Genomic DNA, 18255 nt, shown 5'->3' on the forward strand with positions numbered 1-18255 from the left:
CGCGCACTCTAACCGCTGTGCTCTACCGGACGCCAGCCATGGCGCTGAATATCAACACGATTGTTCAGGATAGTGACGCCTTCGCTGCGTAAACGCGCACGTTGCTCGTCACCGGATGCACTGCCCGGCGGCAGACTTATCCGACCACCGGCACCCAGCACACGGTGCCAGGGCAATCGGGTATCGGCGGGAAGCTGGCTCAAGGTGCGCCCGACCCAGCGCGCGGCGCGGCCCAGGCCTGCCAGGTGCGCCAACTCGCCATAACTGACCACGCAACCTGGCGGTACTTGCGCCAGCGTCAGGTAAAGCGCGGTGCGGCGCATGTCGGCGGGGCTTTGCGGGGTGTCGGCGGGTTCATTCACTGTGAGGCTATCCGTTTGGAACGTCGGTGTTTTGTGAGAAACGTCTGTAAACTTGCAGTTGAGAATTGAACTCAATATAAATAGTTGAGTCAGTTCAGGCTATCTAACACGATAGCGTCTTCTTTTCGCCAACCCCGAGCCCCGTATCCGCTTATGTTGTCCAGAACCCTGCTGTGCCTTGCTGTCCTCAGTGCTTCCACGCCCTTGCTCGCCGATACCGTCTGGTTGAAGAACGGTGACCGCCTGACCGGCAAGATCAAAGTCTTCGACGGCGGCAAGCTGCTGATCCAGACCAGCTACGGCGGGGCTATCCCGGTGGACTGGAAGCAGGTGAAAACCCTGGAGAGTGATCAGGAGTTGCTGGTCAAGCAGGACGCCTATGCCGGTGAAAAGGCCAAGTCCCTCAAGCCTGCAGAGGATGGCAAAGTCGTGCTGGCCAATGGCGAAGCGCCCAAGACCGTGGAGTTGGCCAGCATCCAGCAGATCCTCAAGCCCAAGCCTGTGATCGAAGACCTGGTCTGGAAGGGCAACGTCGACCTGGCGCTGGACTACAAGCGCGCCGACAAAGACACCAACGACTACGACATCGACTTCAAGACCTCGGCCCGTCACGGCCAGTGGCGCCACACGGGCAAGGGCGAATACAACCGCGAGTTCCAGGACGACGTCACCACCACCGACAACTGGGCCCTGGAATACGACCTGGACCGCTTCTTCACCGAGCACTGGTTCTGGCAGGGCCGCCTGACCTACAAGCGCGACAAGATCGAAGACCTGGCACGCCAACGCACCGTCGGTACGGGCCCTGGTTATCAGTTCTGGGACGATGAACTGGGCGCGTTCTCCCTGGGCTCGCTGGTCAACCGCACCGATTACGAATACGCCGATGGCGGCAAGGACAACTTCTACTCCCTGGCCATGAAGTGGAACTACAACCGCTACCTGGTGGGCAAGACCGTTGAGTTCTTCACCAACGGCGAGGTGGGCAAGCCGCTGGACGGTCCGGCCGAGTATTCCCTGGATGCCGAGATGGGCCTGCGCTACAAAGTCACCGAATGGGCGTCGCTCAATCTCAAGGCTGAGCGCGATGTCATCAGCGGCGACTCCAACAGCAGCTTGAGCAAGACCCGCTACACCGCAGGTTTTGGTGTGGCCTGGTAAAGCGACACGCTGGCAACCTGCGTGGATATTGATTACCTTGTGTTGAGATCCATTCCCATATGCCATGGGCGGCGGGACAACCCAGGAGTCATACATTGAGCGCGCACGTTGCCAGGAACGCCCGAGAGCTGTTGCTCAAGGAATACCGTGGGGCCTTGGCCACACTGTCCAAAGCCATGCCCGGTTTTCCCTTCGGTTCGGTCGTGCCGTACTGCCTCGACGCACACGGCCAGCCGCTGATCCTGATCAGTCGCATCGCCCAGCACACGCACAATTTGCAGAAGGACCCCAAGTGTTCGTTGCTGGTCGGGGAGCGCGAAGCCGACGATGTGCAGGCCGTCGGGCGCCTGACCTACCTGGCTGAAGCCCACAAGCTGGAAGACGCCGCCGCCATCGAAGCCGCCGCCGAGCGCTACTATCGCTACTTCCCTGACTCGGCCAATTACCACCAGGCCCACGATTTCGATTTCTGGGTGCTCAAGCCGGTGCGCCACCGTTATATCGGTGGGTTTGGCGCGATCCACTGGGTCGATCAACTGACCCTGGCCAATCCGTTCGCCGGCAAGGCTGAGCGCAGCATGATCGAACACATGAACAGCGATCATGCCAAGGCCATCGCCCATTATGTCGACCTCGCCGGTTTGCCGACGACCGAGCCTGCGCAACTGGCCGGCATCGACAGCGAAGGCATGCACCTGCGCATTGGCCAGTCCCTGCACTGGTTGCCGTTTGCCGAGTCTTGCAACACGCCGACACAAGTACGCGAAGCCCTGGTTTCATTGGCTCACGCGCAGACCTGGCCGAAAAAATCAGACATTAGCGCTTGAATTCACGAAAAGGCGACGTCATCTAGGGTGAACTAGCAAGGCATTCTTGCGTTGAGGAACCATTTGATGCGCCCTTTTTTGTTGCTTTTTCTATTGTTCCCGGTGCTGGAGCTGTTCGTATTCGTTCAAGTCAGCGGTGCGATCGGATTTTTCCCGGCACTGTTACTGATCATTCTCGGCTCGATGCTCGGCGTCCTGGTGCTGCGCGTCGCCGGCCTGGCGACCGCCCTGCGCGCCCGTGAAAGCCTGAACCGCGGTGAGCTGCCCGCCCAGACCATGCTCGAGGGCCTGATGATGGCCCTGGCCGGTGGCCTGTTGATCCTGCCGGGCTTTATCAGCGACGTGGTCGGTCTGGTGATGCTGCTGCCGGTTACGCGCAAACTGCTGGCCGGCAAGATGCGCCAGCGTGCCGAAGAGGCGGCCGTGCGCCAGCGCGCGTTTGCCGACGACCTGCAACCCCGTGGCGGCCCGGCCCCGCGCCAGCCTCTGGGGCGAGAAGGTGATGTGATCGAAGGCGAATTCGAACACCGCGACAGTAAATGACCGCTTCACCGGCACGGCATCTTCGGGTGCCGTGTTGCCTTCTTCCCTGAGCAAAACACAAAAAAATTCATTCGCTGCCCCTTGTAATAAGCCTGGCCGCCCTTATGTAACGGTCACCGCAAGGTTTCTGGTGGTGACACTAGACAGACTTCCGCGGTTCGCCCTGCGAGCCGCGACCGGCACCGCCGGAATTTAACCCGCCGGAATTGATACCGGCCGATGAAACATACAATTAGGAGAGATCGACAATGAGCAAGCTTCGTCCTCTGCACGACCGCGTCGTCATCCGTCGCAGCGAAGAAGAAAAGAAAACCGCCGGTGGGATCGTCCTGCCAGGTTCGGCTGCTGAAAAAGCCAACCACGGCGTGATCGTCGCTGCTGGCCCAGGCAAGACCCTGGAAAACGGTGAAGTACGTGCGCTGGCCGTGAAAGTGGGTGACAAGGTTGTTTTCGGCCCTTACTCCGGCAGCAACACTGTGAAAGTCGACGGCGAAGACCTGCTGGTGATGGACGAGAAAGAGATTCTCGCTGTACTGGAAGGCTGATTCCCCGCTCATTTTCCCGTTACTACAAAGTATTTAAGGAATATCGATCATGGCTGCTAAAGAAGTTAAATTCGGCGATTCCGCCCGCAAGAAAATGCTCACCGGTGTCAACGTCCTGGCTGATGCAGTAAAAGCGACCCTGGGCCCGAAAGGCCGTAACGTGATCATCGAGAAGAGCTTCGGCGCTCCGACCATCACCAAGGACGGCGTTTCCGTAGCCAAGGAAATCGAGCTCGAAGACCGTTTCGAAAACATGGGCGCGCAGCTGGTCAAAGATGTTGCCTCCCGTGCCAACGATGACGCCGGCGACGGCACCACCACCGCGACCGTGCTGGCCCAGGCCATCGTCAACGAAGGCTACAAGGCCGTCGCTGCCGGCATGAACCCGATGGACCTCAAGCGCGGCATCGACAAGGCGACCATCGCCATCGTTGCCGAGCTGAAAAACCTGTCCAAGCCATGCGCTGACACCAAGGCTATCGCTCAGGTAGGCACCATCTCCGCCAACTCCGACAGCTCCATCGGCGACATCATTGCCGAAGCCATGGAAAAAGTCGGTAAAGAAGGCGTGATCACCGTTGAAGAAGGCTCGGGCCTGGAAAACGAACTGTCGGTTGTAGAAGGCATGCAGTTCGACCGTGGCTACCTGTCCCCGTACTTCGTCAACAAGCCGGACACCATGGTTGCCGAGCTGGACAGCCCGCTGATCCTGCTGGTCGACAAAAAGATCTCCAACATCCGCGAAATGCTGCCAGTGCTGGAAGCCGTCGCCAAAGCCGGCCGCCCACTGCTGATCGTTTCCGAAGACGTTGAAGGCGAAGCCCTGGCGACCCTGGTTGTGAACAACATGCGTGGCATCGTCAAAGTCGCAGCCGTCAAGGCTCCAGGCTTCGGCGACCGTCGCAAGGCCATGCTGCAGGACATCGCCGTATTGACCGGCGGTACCGTCATCTCCGAAGAGATCGGCCTGAGCCTGGAAAGCGCCACCCTGGAAAACCTGGGTAGCGCCAAGCGCGTGACCATCTCCAAGGAAAACACCATCATCGTTGACGGTGCTGGCGTTGAAGGCGACATCGAATCGCGTATCGCCCAGATCCGTGCCCAGGTGGCCGAGACGTCCTCGGACTACGACCGTGAAAAACTGCAAGAGCGTCTGGCCAAGCTGTCCGGCGGCGTTGCAGTGATCAAGGTTGGCGCCGGTTCCGAAGTTGAAATGAAAGAGAAGAAGGCCCGCGTTGAAGACGCCCTGCACGCAACCCGTGCAGCCGTTGAAGAAGGCGTGGTACCTGGCGGTGGCGTTGCGCTGATCCGTGCTCTGGAAGCCCTGACCAATCTGACCGGCGACAACGCTGACCAGAACGTCGGTATTGCTGTACTGCGCCGTGCCGTTGAAGCACCGCTGCGCCAGATCGCTGCCAACTCCGGCGACGAGCCAAGCGTTGTGGTCAACGAAGTCAAGAACGGCAAGGGTAACTACGGTTACAACGCTGCGACTGGCGTCTACGGCGACATGATCGAAATGGGCATCCTGGATCCAACCAAGGTGACTCGTTCCGCGCTGCAGGCAGCTGCTTCCATCGGCGGTCTGATCCTGACCACCGAAGCGGCCATCGCCGACAAGCCAAAGGCTGAAGGCGCAGGTGGCGGCGGTATGCCAGACATGGGCGGCATGGGTGGCATGGGCGGCATGATGTAAGCCAGCCTTACCCGGCTACTGAAAAACCCCGCCTGCAGTGATGCAGGCGGGGTTTTTTATGGCGCCGGTTTTATCATTCAGCCCATGGCACGCCGTCGCAGCAGCTTCTTGAGTATCATCCCCCGCGCGAACATCAACGGCGCGCGCAGCACATAGGCCATGGTGCCCTGCGCAGCAGCTTCAGACAGTGGCTGATATTCAGACAGGTGCGTGGGCTTTTTTTGAAGCGCCGGACTGGGCCGCTCCCAATGCCCGGACATGACGACCATGCCCAGCAGTTTGAGGGCATTGGCATAATAATCATGGGACCTCAACGAGCGGCGTTGCAGGTTGTCCCAGATGTTATTCAACCAAGGCTGATTATCAGGGCTGATCATCGCGCTGACGCCCGGTACGGCGATGAACACTGGATCGTCAGGGGCTTCGTCAAGTGGTCTGCCATCTACCCGGTAGCCGCTGTTGAACGCCGCCGGTGGCGTCACCGCAGTCTTGGCAGGAGAGCAACGGGGTAAAACCGCGCCCGTCACGAGGCACAGCGACAGCATCAGGGCAAGCGCGGATTTCTTGGTGAAACACATGAAAGGGCTCTCCGACCTGGTTCAGGCGCAGAGGTTACAAGCTATCGCAAAGCCCTACTGTCACCGGCTGTAACGCCCCGGTCATTGCGGGCGCAGCGGCAGGACCAGGCTCACGCGTGCGCCGCCCAGCGGGCTGCGAGTCACTGACAGTTCACCACGCAGCCACTGGGTGGCGCGTTTTGCCAGCGCAAGACCGAGGCCGTAGCCGCCGGGTTCATCGCCGCCCATGGCGAGCCGGACAAAGGGTTCGAAGATTTTTTCGCGGTTTTCCGCGACCACGCCCGGGCCGTCGTCATCGACATGCAGTACCAGATGATGCGGGTCGTGGTACGCCGCACTGACACGCACCTGATCGCGAGCGTAGGTGATGGCATTGCTCAGCAGGTTGCGCACAATCAGATGCAACAAGGCGCGGTCACCGATCAGCTCCAGGTGCAATGGCTCGATTTCCAGGCTCAGACGACGATGGTGCCCGTCAAGCAGGGCAAACTCCTGATGCAACCAGTCACGGATGGGGATCGGCTCATAGTGCAGGTCGCTCGGCGCCCCGGCCATCCGCGCAAAGGCCAGGCTGGCGCGAACCAGGGCCTCGAGTTCCTCGACATCAATTTGCAGGCGTTTCTCCAGGCGGTTGCGCGTGGCGGCGTCTTCACTCTTGCCGAGCAAGGTCAAGGCGAAGCGCATGCGCGCCAGTGGCGTGCGCAGTTCGTGGGATACGGCCTGGGAAACTTCGCGATGGCGCTCGCCCATGGCGGTGATGTGTTGCGCATGTTGTTGCAGGGTGTGCAGCAACGGCGTCCATTCCTTGCCCATGGCCGGCAGCAGGGCATTGGGCGTATGGGCCAGTTCACCCAGGCAGCCATTGAGCGTATCAAGGTCGAGGCTGCGCTGGCGGCGTATGCGCAGGCTGATCCAGAGCAGCAACACTAAAGGCAGGGCGGCGATGCAGGCCGTCACCCAATATACCGGAAATGTCAGCAGGTCCTTGACCTCGGCGGTGCCCCATAGCGGGCCGAATTGGATGGCTGTTTCGTCGTCGAAGGGGAAGTAAGTCATGTCTTCATCGCTGTTTTGCGCGGGTTGCTGATGCTTCAACATGATCAGCGCTTCCGGTGGCATCTCGACATCCTTCAGCTTTATCAGGGCCACCGGGTATTGGAAGCGTTCGCGCAGCGTCTGCATGCGCGCCTCGCGTTGATCGGCAGGCAAGGTTTTGAGTTGTTCCGCCACCAGGTAGCCTGGCCCCGCCATCAAGCGCAAAAAGCTGTACTCACCCACATACACGGCGGTATTGGCACACAGCCATAACAGATAAAAGGTCAAGCCGGCCCAGCCTGCTCCGGCCACCAGTGCCATCCAGGGTTTGAACTTACTCGACATGTCGACCGCCCTGAGGAATTTCGACAAACAGATAGCCTTGTGCGGTGATGGTTTGGATGGTCACGGGGCACGCCAGGCTCATGAGCTTTTTACGCAAGCGCGAAACACGCATATCGACAGAGCGATTGAGCCCGTCGTACTCCAGGCCGCGCAGGCTTTGAAGCAGTTTCTCCCGTGTGAGCAACACGCCGCTGTGCCGGGCGAAAATCGCGAGCAGTTCGAACTCGGCGACCGAGAACTGCAAGGGCTGCTCGTCGAGCCAGGCGAAATGGCTATTGAGCTCCAGCCGAAAGCTGTGCCACTGGTAAAACGCCCGTGGCGCCTGCGGGTGGCGGCGCAGTAATGAGCGGATCCTGGCCAGCAGCAGCAGCGGGTCGACCGGCTTGACCACATAGTCGTCCGCCCCGGCATTGAACCCGGTCAATTGCTCGGCGTTTTCATCCAGCGAGGTCATCATCAGGATCAAGCCGCAATACTGGGCGCGGATCTGCCGGCACAGGGAGAAACCGTCAAGGCCGGGCAACATCACGTCCAGAATCAATAATGCCGGCTGCTCGTCGACAATGCGTTGCGCCGCGCGGTCACCACGATGTTCCACCGCAACGGTAAAACCTTCCGCGCGCAGGAACTCGGCCGTCAATGCGGCCAATGGGCGATCATCTTCGATCAACAGGAGGGTGTCGGACATGAGCGGGCGTCGTTGCAGGAAAGGACGCAAGTGTTACGCCCTTGCCTGGTGTCAGGCAAGGGCTGCGTAGGGCCGTCAGCGTGTGCTGATGGCCGGCGTCGTATCCTTGGGCGCTTTCCAGCTCAACAGCTGCTGCTTGTACCCATAACTGGCCGCTTGGTAGTAGGTGATCGCCCGTTGGATCAACGGGTCGTCGCTGCCGACGCGCAGTTCCTGGCTCTCGCCCAGCGCCTGGTCATGGCGACGCAGGCCCTTGCGTGGGCTGAGGATGGCGAGGTTGGTGCCGTCAAACAGACCCAGATGTTGGTAATTGCCGAGCACTACGCGCGGTGGCAGCGGGTTGTCCTGCAACAGATTGCGGCCGAAGAAGGTCGATTCGTAGCTCAGGTTGATCAATCCCAACAACGTCGGCGCCAAGTCGATCTGGCTGGCCAGTTGCGCGGTTTCCCGGGCCTCGATCAGCTTCGGCGCATAGATAAACAGGGGGATCTGGTAGTTGGCGATGGGCAGGTCTTCCTTGCCTGCGCTGCCGGCCGTGTGGTCGGCGACGAACACGAAGATGGTGTTATCGAACCAGGGCTTCTGGCGCGCAGCGTCGAGGAATTGACCGATGGCGTAATCGGTGTACTTCACCGCGCCGTCGCGGCCGTTGCCGGATTTGATATCGATGCGCCCGTCCGGGTAGGTGTAGGGGCGATGGTTGGAGGTGGTCATCAACTGCAACAGGAACGGCTGCTGGCGGGCGTAGTCGGCATCGGCCAGGTTCAGGGTTTGTCGGTAGAGATCTTCGTCGGCCATGCCCCAGGCGTTTTTAAATGAAATTTGCGACTCGGGCACGCTGCTCTGGTCCACCACGCGATAGCCGTTGCCACTGAAAAACGCGTTCATGTTGTCGAAGTAACCGCGTCCGCCGTAGACAAACACGCTGTCGTAGCCAACGGCACCGAGCTGCTGCCCCAGGCTGGCGAAACCGCTTTCGCGGCCGATGCGCTTGACGATAGAGCGCCCGGGCGTAGGTGGAATCGCCAGGGTAATGGCCTCCAGGCCACGGTCGGTACGGGTGCCGGTGGCGTAGAAGTTATTGAAGTACAGGCTCTGTTGGCGCAGCGCATCGAGGTTGGGCGTGAGATTGCGCTCGTCACCGTTGCTGCCCATGTATTTGGCACTGAAGCTCTCGATGGTGACCAGCACGATATTGGGTTTGCGCAGCGTGCCAGGGTGGGTGATGGCGCGACGGATATCGAGTGGGTCCTGGCCGATGAAGCGGGCGTTGGGTTCACTGAGTTCGGCGCGCAATTGCTTGGCGACAACGTCAGTTGGCAGGCTTTTGTAGAACTGGGTGTAGTCCAGTTCGTTGTTACGAAACGCGGCAAAGAACTGATAGGGACCATTGCTCGCCAGTTCGTTGTTGTAGGCGTTGCCGCCCTGGGTGCGCGGGTGGTCCTGGCTGATCAATTGCAGGCTGATGCCGGCGACTGCCAGCAAGGCCAGGGCATTGACCAGGCGGCCACGCATTGCCGGTAACGGCGCGGCCATCGCGGCGTTGAAGGGCCTGCGCAGGGCCACGCTCAGGATCAGTGCGAGCATTGCCAGCAGACTGAGCAGCTTACCGATCGGGTAGGACTCCAGCAGGTTGTTCAAGACCTCGTCGGAGTACACCAGGTAATCAACGGCGATGAAGTTGAAGCGCACGCCGAACTCATCCCAGAACAGCCATTCAGCCACCGCAGTGAACAGCATCGCAAACAGGCTTGCGCTGAGCAGCGCTTGCAGGAACCAGCGATGCCCGCGGCGACGCCACAGCGCGGGTGGGCACAGCAACACGTACAGTCCCAGCGGCAATGCCGCATAAGCCAGAAACCCCAGGTCGTAGACCAAACCCACGCCAAATACCGGCAGCAGGTTGCCGCCGACTTCATTCAGGTGAGTCACGAGCAGCACGCTGCGGGTGAGCAGGAAAATAACCAGCCAGGTACCGGTTACCAACAACAGATAGCGCATAGGCGCTGTTTTGGGGAATCCCATGTGCAACTTCCTTTTATCGATGGGAGCGATGTTCACGCTGACGCTGTCGTCGGCGTGTGAAGCGATAGTGAAAAACTCGTTCAGCCGGCTAATCAGTTGAAAACCTTTATCGACCGGCCCGGCAGGCCTATCCCTGAACTGCACTTGGCCTTAAGCTGCGCGAGCCAACACGGCTGTTACCGCGTACGGAGCACTGCCCATGCGAATTTTATTGGTTGAAGACAACCGCGATATTCTGGCCAACCTGGCCGATTACCTGGGGCTCAAAGGCTACACAGTGGATTGTGCCCAGGACGGCCTGTCGGGCCTGCACCTGGCGGCAACCGAGCATTACGACTTGATCGTGCTCGACATCATGCTGCCTGGCATCGATGGCTACACCCTGTGCAAACGCCTGCGCGAAGATGCACGCCGCGACACACCGGTGATCATGCTGACCGCCCGTGACCAGTTGGACGACCGGCTGCAGGGCTTCAAGTCCGGCGCCGATGACTACCTGCTCAAGCCATTCGCCTTGTCGGAGCTGGCCGCTCGCATCGAAGCGGTGCTGCGCCGTGCCCAGGGGGGGGGACGTCGTGCCCTGCAAGTGGGCGACCTCAATTATGACCTGGATACGCTGGAGGTGACCCGTGAAGGGCGCCTGCTCAAACTCAACCCGGTCGGCCTGAAGTTGCTGGCGGTGTTGATGCAGAAAAGCCCGCACGTATTGCGTCGGGAAATCCTCGAAGAAGCCTTGTGGGGCGATGACTGCCCGGACAGCGACAGCCTGCGCAGCCACGTCCACCAATTGCGCCAAGTGATCGACAAACCCTTCGCCAAGCCGTTGCTGCAAACGGTACACGGTGTGGGTTATCGCCTGGCCGAGGGCCGTGATGGAGTTTAAGCAAAGCCTTGCCCAACGGATCATCATCGCCTTTGCCTTGATGAGCGCGTTGGTCGCGGGGGCCTTCGCCATGGGCATTGTCGCGACCGTGCACCTGGTGGAAGAGAAGTTGATTTCAGCGGGCCTGGGCGGCGACCTGCAACGTCTGCTGTTGATGGACAGCATGGAAGACTGGCGACATCGGCCCGAGCCTGACCAGTTGTTCTATTTCAGCGGCGGCCCCGGCGATTTCGAGTTGCCCAAGGATTTGCGGCATCTGGACCCGGGCTTTCATGAAGTATTTCGCGAGTCGCTGTCCTACCACGCCATGGTCGAAGTGATCGACGGCCGACGTTACGTGCTGCTGCAGGACCAAAGCGATTTCGAAGAGCGCGAGCGGGTGCTGTTTGCCGTGGTGCTGGTGGGCTTTGTGCTCAGCCTGGCACTGGCGGTGTTCCTGGGTTGGGTGCTGGCGCGCAAGGTGATGGCGCCGGTGGTGCGCCTGGCCCGCCAGGTGCGCCATCGCGACCAGTTGCTGGGGCTTGCGCCACCGTTGGCACCGGACTACGCGGCCGACGAAGTGGGCGAATTGGCCGTGGCGTTCGACGCCACCCTGGGCCGCTTGCGCCAGGCGCTGTCTCGCGAACAGTTGTTTACCAGCGATGTCAGCCATGAATTGCGTACACCCTTGATGGTGTTGGCCAGTTCCTGCGAGTTGCTGCTGGAGAATCCGGCCATCGATCAACGCGGGCGCAACCAGGTCCAGCGCATCGCCCGGGCCTGTGAAGAGATGCGCGAACTGGTGCAGACTTTCCTGATGCTGGCCCGCGCCAAGCATGACGATGCCGCCATGTCGGCCCAGGTCAACCTGACCCAGGTCGCCGAGGACCTGCTCGGCATCTGGCGCGGGCCCATCGAGCAAAAGGGCCTTGAGTTGATCTACTGCCCGGGCGACCCGCTGGAGACACGCTACAACACAACGTTCCTGCATGCGGTGATGGGCAATCTGTTGCGCAATGCACTGCATTACACCGAGCAAGGGTTTATCCGCCTGACCCTGGAACCGAGCGGCTTTGTGGTGGAGGACACCGGTGTGGGCATCCCGGAAGACAAGCGTGAAGCGATGTTCGAGCCGTTCGTGCGTGGCAGCGAGAAGCGCGGCGAGGGTCTGGGACTGGGCTTGTCGCTGGTGCAGCGTATCTGTGAGAGCCAGGGCTGGAGCGTGACCCTGAGCACCATGGAGCCCAACGGCTGCCGTTTTCATGTCGAACTGGGCCAAGTCAAAACCTGACCGAACAGTCTGTCATTTTGCTGCTGCACGACGCCTGCTTTTCGGCGAAGATGGCCCGATGCTACTGAATGTTTCTGTAAAGTCTTGAAATGTATGGGATTGGACAGGACAAGTTTTTCACAACGAGTTGACCTGTTGATCACAGTTCGCTGCTTAGGGTTGTAGGCATCAGTTACCGGAGACGTAAGATGCCTTCCCCGATCAAGTTGGAATTCTCAGAAAAGTACGACGATCAACACGCGCGGCAATATTTGCTCAAGCACCAGGACAATCTGGCTCGCCGGTTGTCCCACAAGCGCGATGAGCAACTGGCGCGCGGTGCGCTGGCCATGGCCGGTGAACCGGGCCTGGTGCTGGACCTGCCGTGTGGTGCCGGGCGCTTTTGGCCATTGCTGGCCGAGAAACCCAATCGTGTGATCATCGGGGCCGACAATTCGGCGTCGATGTTGAAGGTCGCCACGGTGGCCCAACCGGCGGAAGTCGTCAAACGGGTACGCCCTTTGCAGACATCTGCCTTTGATATCGATTTGCCAGATAACTCGGTCGACAGTATTTTCTGCATGCGTTTGATGCACCACATCGGTGACCCGGCGCACAGGATGACAATACTTCGGGAGTTTCAGCGGGTTAGCCGTGACAGTGTGATTATTTCGCTGTGGGTCGACGGCAATTTCAAGGCCTGGAAACGCAGGCGCGCCGAGGTACGGCGTCGTAAGAAAGGTGAGCAGGAAGGTTACCAAAACCGGTTTGTGTTACCGGCTGCTACTGTCGAGGCAGAATTCGAGCAGGCCGGTTTCCGGGTTCAGGAATCCCTGGACTTCATGCCGCTCTACGCCATGTGGCGAGTCTATGTATTGCGCAAGAGGTAACAGGATGGCAGTTGAGTGCGTAGTCGGCAGTCATATAGCTCCCGAAGAACGATTTGATTTTTTCTGGCGTCAGCAGGGCGAGTGGGTGGAAGAACCCAATCGTCGGCGTGGCGGTGAAAGTGGCGTACAGCGGGTGATCAGTCCCAATGGGCGATTGCTCTATTGCAAACGCCAGACTGGCCATATCTACCGCAGTTGGTTGCATCCGTTTGGACGTCCGACCGTACTGCGCGAGCGTGATGCCCTCAAGGGCCTGCGCCTGCTGGATGTACGTGTGCCGGAGTTGGTGTTCTGCGAGGCGCGACGCGACCCGCAGCATCAGTGGAAAGCGTTGCTGGTCACCGCGTCGCTGGACGGTTTCGACGAGATCGAAAACTGGTACGCCGCCGGTGGCCGTGAGCAATACGGCGAGGCGGTCCACGAGCGCTTGCTCGAGGAATTGGCCGGTACCCTGGCGCGCATGCACAAAGGCCGCTGGCAGCACGGTTGCCTGTATATCAAGCACATCTTCGTTCGGGTAACCGGCGAGGGCGATGGGGTGAACGTTGAAGTGGCGCTGCTGGACTTTGAAAAATGCCGCCAGCGTTTGACCGCTTATCGGGCCGCCTCCCATGACATGCTGCAATTGCGCCGCCATTCGTCGTGGAACGATACCGACTGGAAAAAACTCAGCTACTTTTACGAGACGGCGTTTGGCAGCGCTATCAAGGGTTTAACCAGATGAAGCTAGAAATAGCACGAGGTTTGTTCCTGGTCGGGGCGTTGGCGGTTACGGCCCTGGCCCTGGCGGCATGGGAACAGCCTCGCACACAGGTACTCAGTGCGACGCAAGGCGGCGGGCAATGCCTGCTGCCACGTGTGGCCAAGGTCAGTGTGGCGGCCAAACCCGATCATGAGTTGCTGTTATTCATGTTCGGGATGTCTCAAGCGATGAGGCCGCAGAGTTGAAACGATTAAAACCCCCACAAAAGGGCTTCGCGATGCGAGGCCCTTTTTTTATGGCGCCCTGTTTCAGGACTAGGCAGCGCTATCGGGTCAGTGCCCTGGCTGTGTTGTCCGCTTTGGTCAGCGTCGTATACACCGTAGGCAGGACGAATAGGGTGAACAGGGTGCCGATCGACATGCCGGTGGCGATCACCATGCCGATATCGAACCGACTGACCGAGCCCGCGCCGCTGGAGAAAATCAGCGGCACGACGCCCATTACGGTGGCCAGCGTGGTCATCAGAATCGGCCGCAGACGGGTCGCGGCAGCTTGTTCGACCGCAGCCCGCGCGGACAGGCCTTGTTGCTTGCGCAGTTGATTGGCGAACTCGACGATCAGGATGCCGTGTTTGCTGATCAGGCCGATTAACGTGACCAGGCCGATCTGCGTGTAGATATTCAGGGTGGACCAACCCAGAAACAGCGCGATCAATGCGCCGCACACCGACAGCGGCACGGTCAGCAGTATTACCAGTGAATCACGCAGGCTTTCAAACTGCGCCGCCAGCACCAGGCCAATGATGGCCAGTGCCAGGCCGAACGTGCCCCATAGCGCATTGCCCTCCTGCACGAACTGGCGCGTAGCGTTGCTGTAATCGAAGCTGTAATCCGCTGGCGCCTCGTCCTGGGCAATGGTTTGCAAGGTCTGCAATGCGTCGCTCATGCCGACAATCGGAAAGGCCGACACGGTGACCGAATTGAGTTGCTGGAACTGATTCAACCGCTGGGGACGAACCTGCGGGCTGGAGACGGTGATCAGCGTCGACAAGGGCAGCAATTGGCCCTTGGCGTTCTTTACCGCGTACTGGCTCAGCCATTGGGGGTTGTCCCGGTAATTGCGCTCGACTTGGGCTATCACTTTGTAGAGATGCCCGTCGATGCTGAACCGGTTGATTTGCGCCTCAGCCAGAAGGGTGGTGAGGGTCAGGTCCAGGTCCTCCATGGATACGCCCATCTGGGCGGCCTTGGTCCGGTCAATGTCGACCATGACTTCCGGGCGGTCGAAGGCCAGGTCGATATCCACATAGGCAAACTTCCCCGAGTCGATCGCTCGTTGCTTGATGCGCTCGGCCACGTCCATCATCGAACTGTGGTCCTGCTGGGAACTGATGACAAAGCCGAAGGGCAGCCCTTCACCGGTCCCCGGCAGGGAGGGCAAATTGAATGCGAAGACTTGCAGGCCGGGGTTGCTGTCGAGTTTTTCACGTACGTCTGTCAGGACTTGCATTTGTGTGCGCTCACGTTCCTCCCAGGGTTTGAGCAGGAAGCCGCCGACGCCTGAATGTAATCCGTCCAGGCCGTTGATCTGGAAGGATGAATGATATTCGGGCACGGTATTGAACGGTTCGATAAAGTCCTGGGTGTAGCGATTCAGGTAGGCCAGGTTCGTTGCCTGGGGCGCGCTGGACAGGATGAAAATCAGGCCTTTGTCCTCGTCGGGCGCCAATTCCGAGAGGGTGAACGTGAGCATGGCGGGTATCAGGCAGAGCACGAGCGCGGCGAAAACCAATACCACCGACCGCGCTCGCATGATCTGGCGCAGGCGCCGTCGATAGCGTTTTTTCAGGGCATTGAAAAAACGCTCCAGAGCCAGCGACAGGCCCGTTGGCTGTTCTTCAGGCCGCAGTAAAATGGCGCACATCATCGGTGACAGCGTCAACGCCACGATCCCGGAAATCACCACAGCGCCGGCCAGGGTCAGGGCAAACTCCTTGAACAGCGCCCCGGTCAAACCCTGCATGAAGCCGATAGGCGCAAAAACCGCAGCCAGCGTGATGGTCATGGACACCACCGGAACGCATACCTCTCTTGCCCCCTTGATGGCGGCCTCAAGTGGCGATTTGCCTTTTTCGATGTGCCGGTGGATGTTTTCCATCATCACGATGGCGTCGTCGACCACCAGGCCGATAGCCAGGACCATGGCCAGCAGCGTCAGCACGTTGATGGAATAGCCCAGCAGTTGCATGAGGAACAAAGTGCCAAGCAGCGACAGTGGAATGGTGATGACTGGAATGATCACTGAGCGCAACGAACCCAGGAACAAAAACACCACCAACACCACAATCAGCAAGGCTTCCGTCAGGCTGGACAGCACCTGTTCGATCGAAGCGTTGATATACAGCGTCGAATCGTAGGCGATATCCGAGTGCAGGTCGGGTGGCGCCTGCGCCTGCAATTGGGGCATCAGTTCGCGAACACGCTTGCCCAACTCCAGGGGGTTGGCATCGGGTGTGGCTTGAATGCTGATATAGACCGCCGGGGTGCCATTGAAGGTGCTGAAACTGTCGTAGTTTTGCGAGCCCAGCTCAACGCGCGCCACGTCCCCCAGGCGCACCTGGTTGTCGCCCTCGGTTTTCACTGGAATGGCACTGAACCCCTCGACCGATTGGAGTTCGGTGTGGGTGGTCGCGCTGGTGACGACATATTCGCCGGTAAGGTCCCCCGCGACAGGTTGTACGTTGTAGCGTTTGATTGCCTGGGTTATGTCACTGGCGCCCAGACCAAACCCGGCGAGTTTTATCGGGTCGAGCCACAGGCGCATGGCGAAGCTCTGGCTGCCGATAATCTGCGCTTGCGCCATGCCCGGCAGTGTCACCAACCGAGGCTGGACCACCCGCTGCAGATAGTCGGTGATCTGCGCGTTGTTCATGGTTTTGCTGGAAAAGCTCAGGTACATCAGCGCGGTACTTTCCACTGCAACTTTGCTCAATACCGGATCTTCGATGCCGCTGGGCAACTGGTTCCTGACTTCATTGGACTTGGCCAGCAGTTCGGTGAACAGGCGGTCGCTGTCGGCGCCGACCCGACTGTAGATGGAGATGAATGAAATATTCTGACGGCTGGACGAGGTCATATAGTCGATGCCTTGTGCGCTGGCCAGGCTCTGTTGCAAGGGCTGGGTGACGTAACTCTGGATGGTTTGCGCACTCAGTCCCGGTGCGACCGTGGTGACCGTAACCAGTGCGTTTTGCATCTGTGGAAACTGGCGCAGTTGCAGTTTTTCGTAGGCCTGGCATCCAAGCAGCACGATCAGCAGGCTGACGACCACGGCCAGCACCGGGCGACGAATGAACAGGTCGGTGAAGGTCATTGCGCACCCTCCTGATGAGGCATCGGCAGCGTCACCTCCGGCTGGCTTCGGTCGATACTGATACGCACAGGAGTGCCGTGTTTGAGTTTGAGCTGGCCGGCAGTGACCACCTGTTCGCCCTTGTGCAGCCCCTTGGAAACCACCACCAGGCCATTGCGCCGTTCGCCTGTTTCGACCAGGCGCTGCTCGGCGATCAGTTGCGGCGTATCGCCGGCATCGGAGGCGTGCGGCTCGCCGTGGTTACTGGGTGTTATTACGAAAATGTACTGGCCATAAGGACTGAAGGCGATCGCACTTTCCTGGATCACGGTGTGTGCAGTCGGTTCGTCCAGCAGCACCCGCAGATGGGCGAACATTCCCGGCAACAGCTCATCGCGCGGGTTGGGCAGCGTTGCGCGCACCAACACGTTTCGCGTGCTGTCATCGACAAGCGGGTTGATGGCACTCACCTTGGCGAGGCTGAAGCTGCCGGGGCGTGCCGAGATTTCAACCTGAACCGACTGCCCCTTCCTGATCAGTTGAACGGCTTGCTCGGGCACATAAAAGTCAACGTAAAGCTGGCGTGTGTCCTGCAGACTGGCGATAACCTGGGTACTTTGCAGGTAATCGCCCGCATTGACCTGGCCAATGCCAATGGTGCCGGTGAAGGGCGCGACGATGCGCTTTTTTTCCAGCGCCGCAGTACGCTGTGCCACCACGGCGGTGTTGCGATTGAGTTCAGCGCCGAGCCGGTCGAACTCGCCTTTGGAGATGGCGCTGATTTCCACCAGTTTGCGGCCCCGCTCAAAGTTCTGAAGGGCCAGGCGCTGGTCGGCCTTTGCCACGTCCAATTCGGCCTGCTCGGTCTGGTACTCAAGCTGCAGCAGGGGCTGCCCGGCCTCGACCCTTTGCCCTGACTCAAAGTGCAGCTGTGTCACGACACCGGGCACCTCAGCCCTCAGGTCGATACCTTGCAATGCCTTGAGCGTGCCCGCCGCTGGCATCTGGCGCTGCCAGGGTATTTCAAAGGCACTGGACGTCGCCACGCTGACCGGTGGCTTTGGCCCATGCAAAAGCTGCAACTGTTGATAAATCCAGTGCGCCTTGTAGCCGGCGAGCATCAGGACGACGGACAGAACGAGGCTGAGCATGATAATCATCCGGCGGCCCGGCATGGTCATAGTGGGGTTCCTTGTGAAACCTGTGCAGGTTGAACGAAGCGCGAGCACGCAAGAGCAGGCGGCGCTGCACTGAGCGCCGCAGTCTTGATCAGGACGGGGACGGGGATAAGGAGTGGTTTCGCAAGTTATTGTGAGAACACTGTTCCCCGTGTAAGGGACAGTTCCACAGCTTGTGTAGGAGATGTGCCAAACG

General features: G+C 59.8%; 17 protein-coding genes. 10 read left to right on the forward strand and 7 right to left on the reverse strand.

Annotated elements, in window-relative coordinates:
* Window positions 1-8 precede the first annotated feature (8 nt).
* Window positions 9-323: an MGMT family protein gene (locus tag BFP89_RS21950; RefSeq protein ID WP_240995416.1), complete on the reverse strand. Its 315-nt coding sequence runs from the start codon at window positions 321-323 to the stop codon at window positions 9-11.
* A gap of 192 nt (window positions 324-515) precedes the next feature.
* Between BFP89_RS21950 and BFP89_RS21955 the strand changes: the two genes are divergently transcribed.
* The 5 genes from BFP89_RS21955 (at window position 516) to groL (ending at window position 5134) form a co-directional block, all read left to right on the forward strand.
* Window positions 516-1523 (forward strand): DUF481 domain-containing protein, encoded by a 1008-nt coding sequence (locus tag BFP89_RS21955; protein WP_065887540.1) that lies wholly within the window; start codon window positions 516-518, stop codon window positions 1521-1523.
* Window positions 1524-1618: 95 nt separating this feature from the next.
* Entirely contained in the window at window positions 1619-2350 is a 732-nt protein-coding gene (locus tag BFP89_RS21960) for a HugZ family pyridoxamine 5'-phosphate oxidase (protein ID WP_065887541.1), read from the forward strand.
* A 66-nt stretch (window positions 2351-2416) separates the two neighbouring features.
* On the forward strand, window positions 2417-2893 hold the full coding sequence (locus tag BFP89_RS21965) for an FxsA family protein (protein WP_065887542.1): 477 nt from the start codon (window positions 2417-2419) through the stop codon (window positions 2891-2893).
* A 248-nt stretch (window positions 2894-3141) separates the two neighbouring features.
* Complete coding sequence (gene groES / locus BFP89_RS21970) at window positions 3142-3438, forward strand: co-chaperone GroES (protein ID WP_065887543.1); 297 nt, start codon at window positions 3142-3144, stop codon at window positions 3436-3438.
* A gap of 49 nt (window positions 3439-3487) precedes the next feature.
* Window positions 3488-5134: a chaperonin GroEL gene (groL, locus tag BFP89_RS21975; protein ID WP_065887544.1), complete on the forward strand. Its 1647-nt coding sequence runs from the start codon at window positions 3488-3490 to the stop codon at window positions 5132-5134.
* Window positions 5135-5211: 77 nt separating this feature from the next.
* Here the strand turns inward: groL and BFP89_RS21980 are convergent, their stop codons facing one another.
* From BFP89_RS21980 to BFP89_RS21995, 4 genes are all read right to left on the reverse strand, one after another.
* Window positions 5212-5712 (reverse strand): hypothetical protein, encoded by a 501-nt coding sequence (locus tag BFP89_RS21980; protein WP_065887545.1) that lies wholly within the window; start codon window positions 5710-5712, stop codon window positions 5212-5214.
* 81 nt (window positions 5713-5793) lie between these two features.
* The gene (locus BFP89_RS21985) at window positions 5794-7092 is read right to left on the reverse strand and encodes a sensor histidine kinase (protein ID WP_065887546.1); all 1299 of its coding nucleotides are present in this window, start codon (window positions 7090-7092) and stop codon (window positions 5794-5796) included.
* Complete coding sequence (locus tag BFP89_RS21990; protein WP_065887547.1) at window positions 7082-7780, reverse strand: response regulator transcription factor; 699 nt, start codon at window positions 7778-7780, stop codon at window positions 7082-7084. Before BFP89_RS21990 ends, BFP89_RS21985 begins: the two co-directional genes overlap by 11 nt.
* 75 nt (window positions 7781-7855) lie before the next feature.
* Window positions 7856-9805: an LTA synthase family protein gene (locus BFP89_RS21995; protein WP_065887548.1), complete on the reverse strand. Its 1950-nt coding sequence runs from the start codon at window positions 9803-9805 to the stop codon at window positions 7856-7858.
* Window positions 9806-10004: 199 nt separating this feature from the next.
* Here BFP89_RS21995 and colR point away from each other — a divergent pair, with 199 nt between their 5' ends.
* The 5 genes from colR (at window position 10005) to BFP89_RS22020 (ending at window position 13775) form a co-directional block, all read left to right on the forward strand.
* Entirely contained in the window at window positions 10005-10688 is a 684-nt protein-coding gene (gene colR / locus BFP89_RS22000; RefSeq protein WP_003208587.1) for a two-component system response regulator ColR, read from the forward strand.
* Window positions 10678-11958 carry a sensor histidine kinase gene (locus BFP89_RS22005; RefSeq protein WP_065887549.1) on the forward strand — a complete coding sequence of 427 codons (1281 nt, stop codon included), beginning with the start codon at window positions 10678-10680 and terminating at the stop codon, window positions 11956-11958. The genes colR and BFP89_RS22005 overlap by 11 nt, the downstream gene beginning before the upstream one ends.
* A 188-nt stretch (window positions 11959-12146) precedes the next feature.
* Window positions 12147-12827 (forward strand): class I SAM-dependent methyltransferase, encoded by a 681-nt coding sequence (locus tag BFP89_RS22010; protein ID WP_065887550.1) that lies wholly within the window; start codon window positions 12147-12149, stop codon window positions 12825-12827.
* Between the two features lie 4 nt (window positions 12828-12831).
* The gene (locus BFP89_RS22015; RefSeq protein ID WP_065887551.1) at window positions 12832-13551 is read left to right on the forward strand and encodes a lipopolysaccharide kinase InaA family protein; all 720 of its coding nucleotides are present in this window, start codon (window positions 12832-12834) and stop codon (window positions 13549-13551) included.
* Window positions 13548-13775, forward strand: coding sequence for a hypothetical protein (locus BFP89_RS22020; protein WP_065887552.1), 228 nt, complete (start codon window positions 13548-13550; stop codon window positions 13773-13775). The genes BFP89_RS22015 and BFP89_RS22020 overlap by 4 nt, the downstream gene beginning before the upstream one ends.
* Window positions 13776-13854: 79 nt before the next feature.
* Here the strand turns inward: BFP89_RS22020 and BFP89_RS22025 are convergent, their stop codons facing one another.
* Window positions 13855-16902 carry a multidrug efflux RND transporter permease subunit gene (locus BFP89_RS22025; RefSeq protein WP_065887553.1) on the reverse strand — a complete coding sequence of 1016 codons (3048 nt, stop codon included), beginning with the start codon at window positions 16900-16902 and terminating at the stop codon, window positions 13855-13857.
* Complete coding sequence (locus BFP89_RS22030; protein WP_065887766.1) at window positions 16899-18056, reverse strand: efflux RND transporter periplasmic adaptor subunit; 1158 nt, start codon at window positions 18054-18056, stop codon at window positions 16899-16901. The genes BFP89_RS22025 and BFP89_RS22030 overlap by 4 nt, the downstream gene beginning before the upstream one ends.
* Window positions 18057-18255 lie beyond the last annotated feature (199 nt).

This window comes from Pseudomonas sp. 31 R 17, assembly GCF_900004915.1.
Lineage (GTDB): Bacteria > Pseudomonadota > Gammaproteobacteria > Pseudomonadales > Pseudomonadaceae > Aquipseudomonas > Aquipseudomonas orientalis_A.

Coding starts and splice junctions, on each gene's coding strand:
- groES (WP_065887543.1), top strand. CDS start 3,142: ATGAGCAAGCTTCGTCCTCTGCACGACCGCGTCGTCATCCGTCGCAGC.
- BFP89_RS21990 (WP_065887547.1), bottom strand. CDS start 7,780: ATGTCCGACACCCTCCTGTTGATCGAAGATGATCGCCCATTGGCCGCA.
- BFP89_RS21965 (WP_065887542.1), top strand. CDS start 2,417: ATGCGCCCTTTTTTGTTGCTTTTTCTATTGTTCCCGGTGCTGGAGCTG.
- BFP89_RS21955 (WP_065887540.1), top strand. CDS start 516: ATGTTGTCCAGAACCCTGCTGTGCCTTGCTGTCCTCAGTGCTTCCACG.
- BFP89_RS21985 (WP_065887546.1), bottom strand. CDS start 7,092: ATGTCGAGTAAGTTCAAACCCTGGATGGCACTGGTGGCCGGAGCAGGC.
- BFP89_RS22015 (WP_065887551.1), top strand. CDS start 12,832: ATGGCAGTTGAGTGCGTAGTCGGCAGTCATATAGCTCCCGAAGAACGA.
- colR (WP_003208587.1), top strand. CDS start 10,005: ATGCGAATTTTATTGGTTGAAGACAACCGCGATATTCTGGCCAACCTG.
- BFP89_RS21950 (WP_240995416.1), bottom strand. CDS start 323: ATGCGCCGCACCGCGCTTTACCTGACGCTGGCGCAAGTACCGCCAGGT.
- BFP89_RS22020 (WP_065887552.1), top strand. CDS start 13,548: ATGAAGCTAGAAATAGCACGAGGTTTGTTCCTGGTCGGGGCGTTGGCG.
- BFP89_RS22025 (WP_065887553.1), bottom strand. CDS start 16,902: ATGACCTTCACCGACCTGTTCATTCGTCGCCCGGTGCTGGCCGTGGTC.
- BFP89_RS22030 (WP_065887766.1), bottom strand. CDS start 18,056: ATGCCGGGCCGCCGGATGATTATCATGCTCAGCCTCGTTCTGTCCGTC.
- BFP89_RS21980 (WP_065887545.1), bottom strand. CDS start 5,712: ATGTGTTTCACCAAGAAATCCGCGCTTGCCCTGATGCTGTCGCTGTGC.
- BFP89_RS21995 (WP_065887548.1), bottom strand. CDS start 9,805: ATGGGATTCCCCAAAACAGCGCCTATGCGCTATCTGTTGTTGGTAACC.
- BFP89_RS22005 (WP_065887549.1), top strand. CDS start 10,678: ATGGAGTTTAAGCAAAGCCTTGCCCAACGGATCATCATCGCCTTTGCC.
- BFP89_RS22010 (WP_065887550.1), top strand. CDS start 12,147: ATGCCTTCCCCGATCAAGTTGGAATTCTCAGAAAAGTACGACGATCAA.
- groL (WP_065887544.1), top strand. CDS start 3,488: ATGGCTGCTAAAGAAGTTAAATTCGGCGATTCCGCCCGCAAGAAAATG.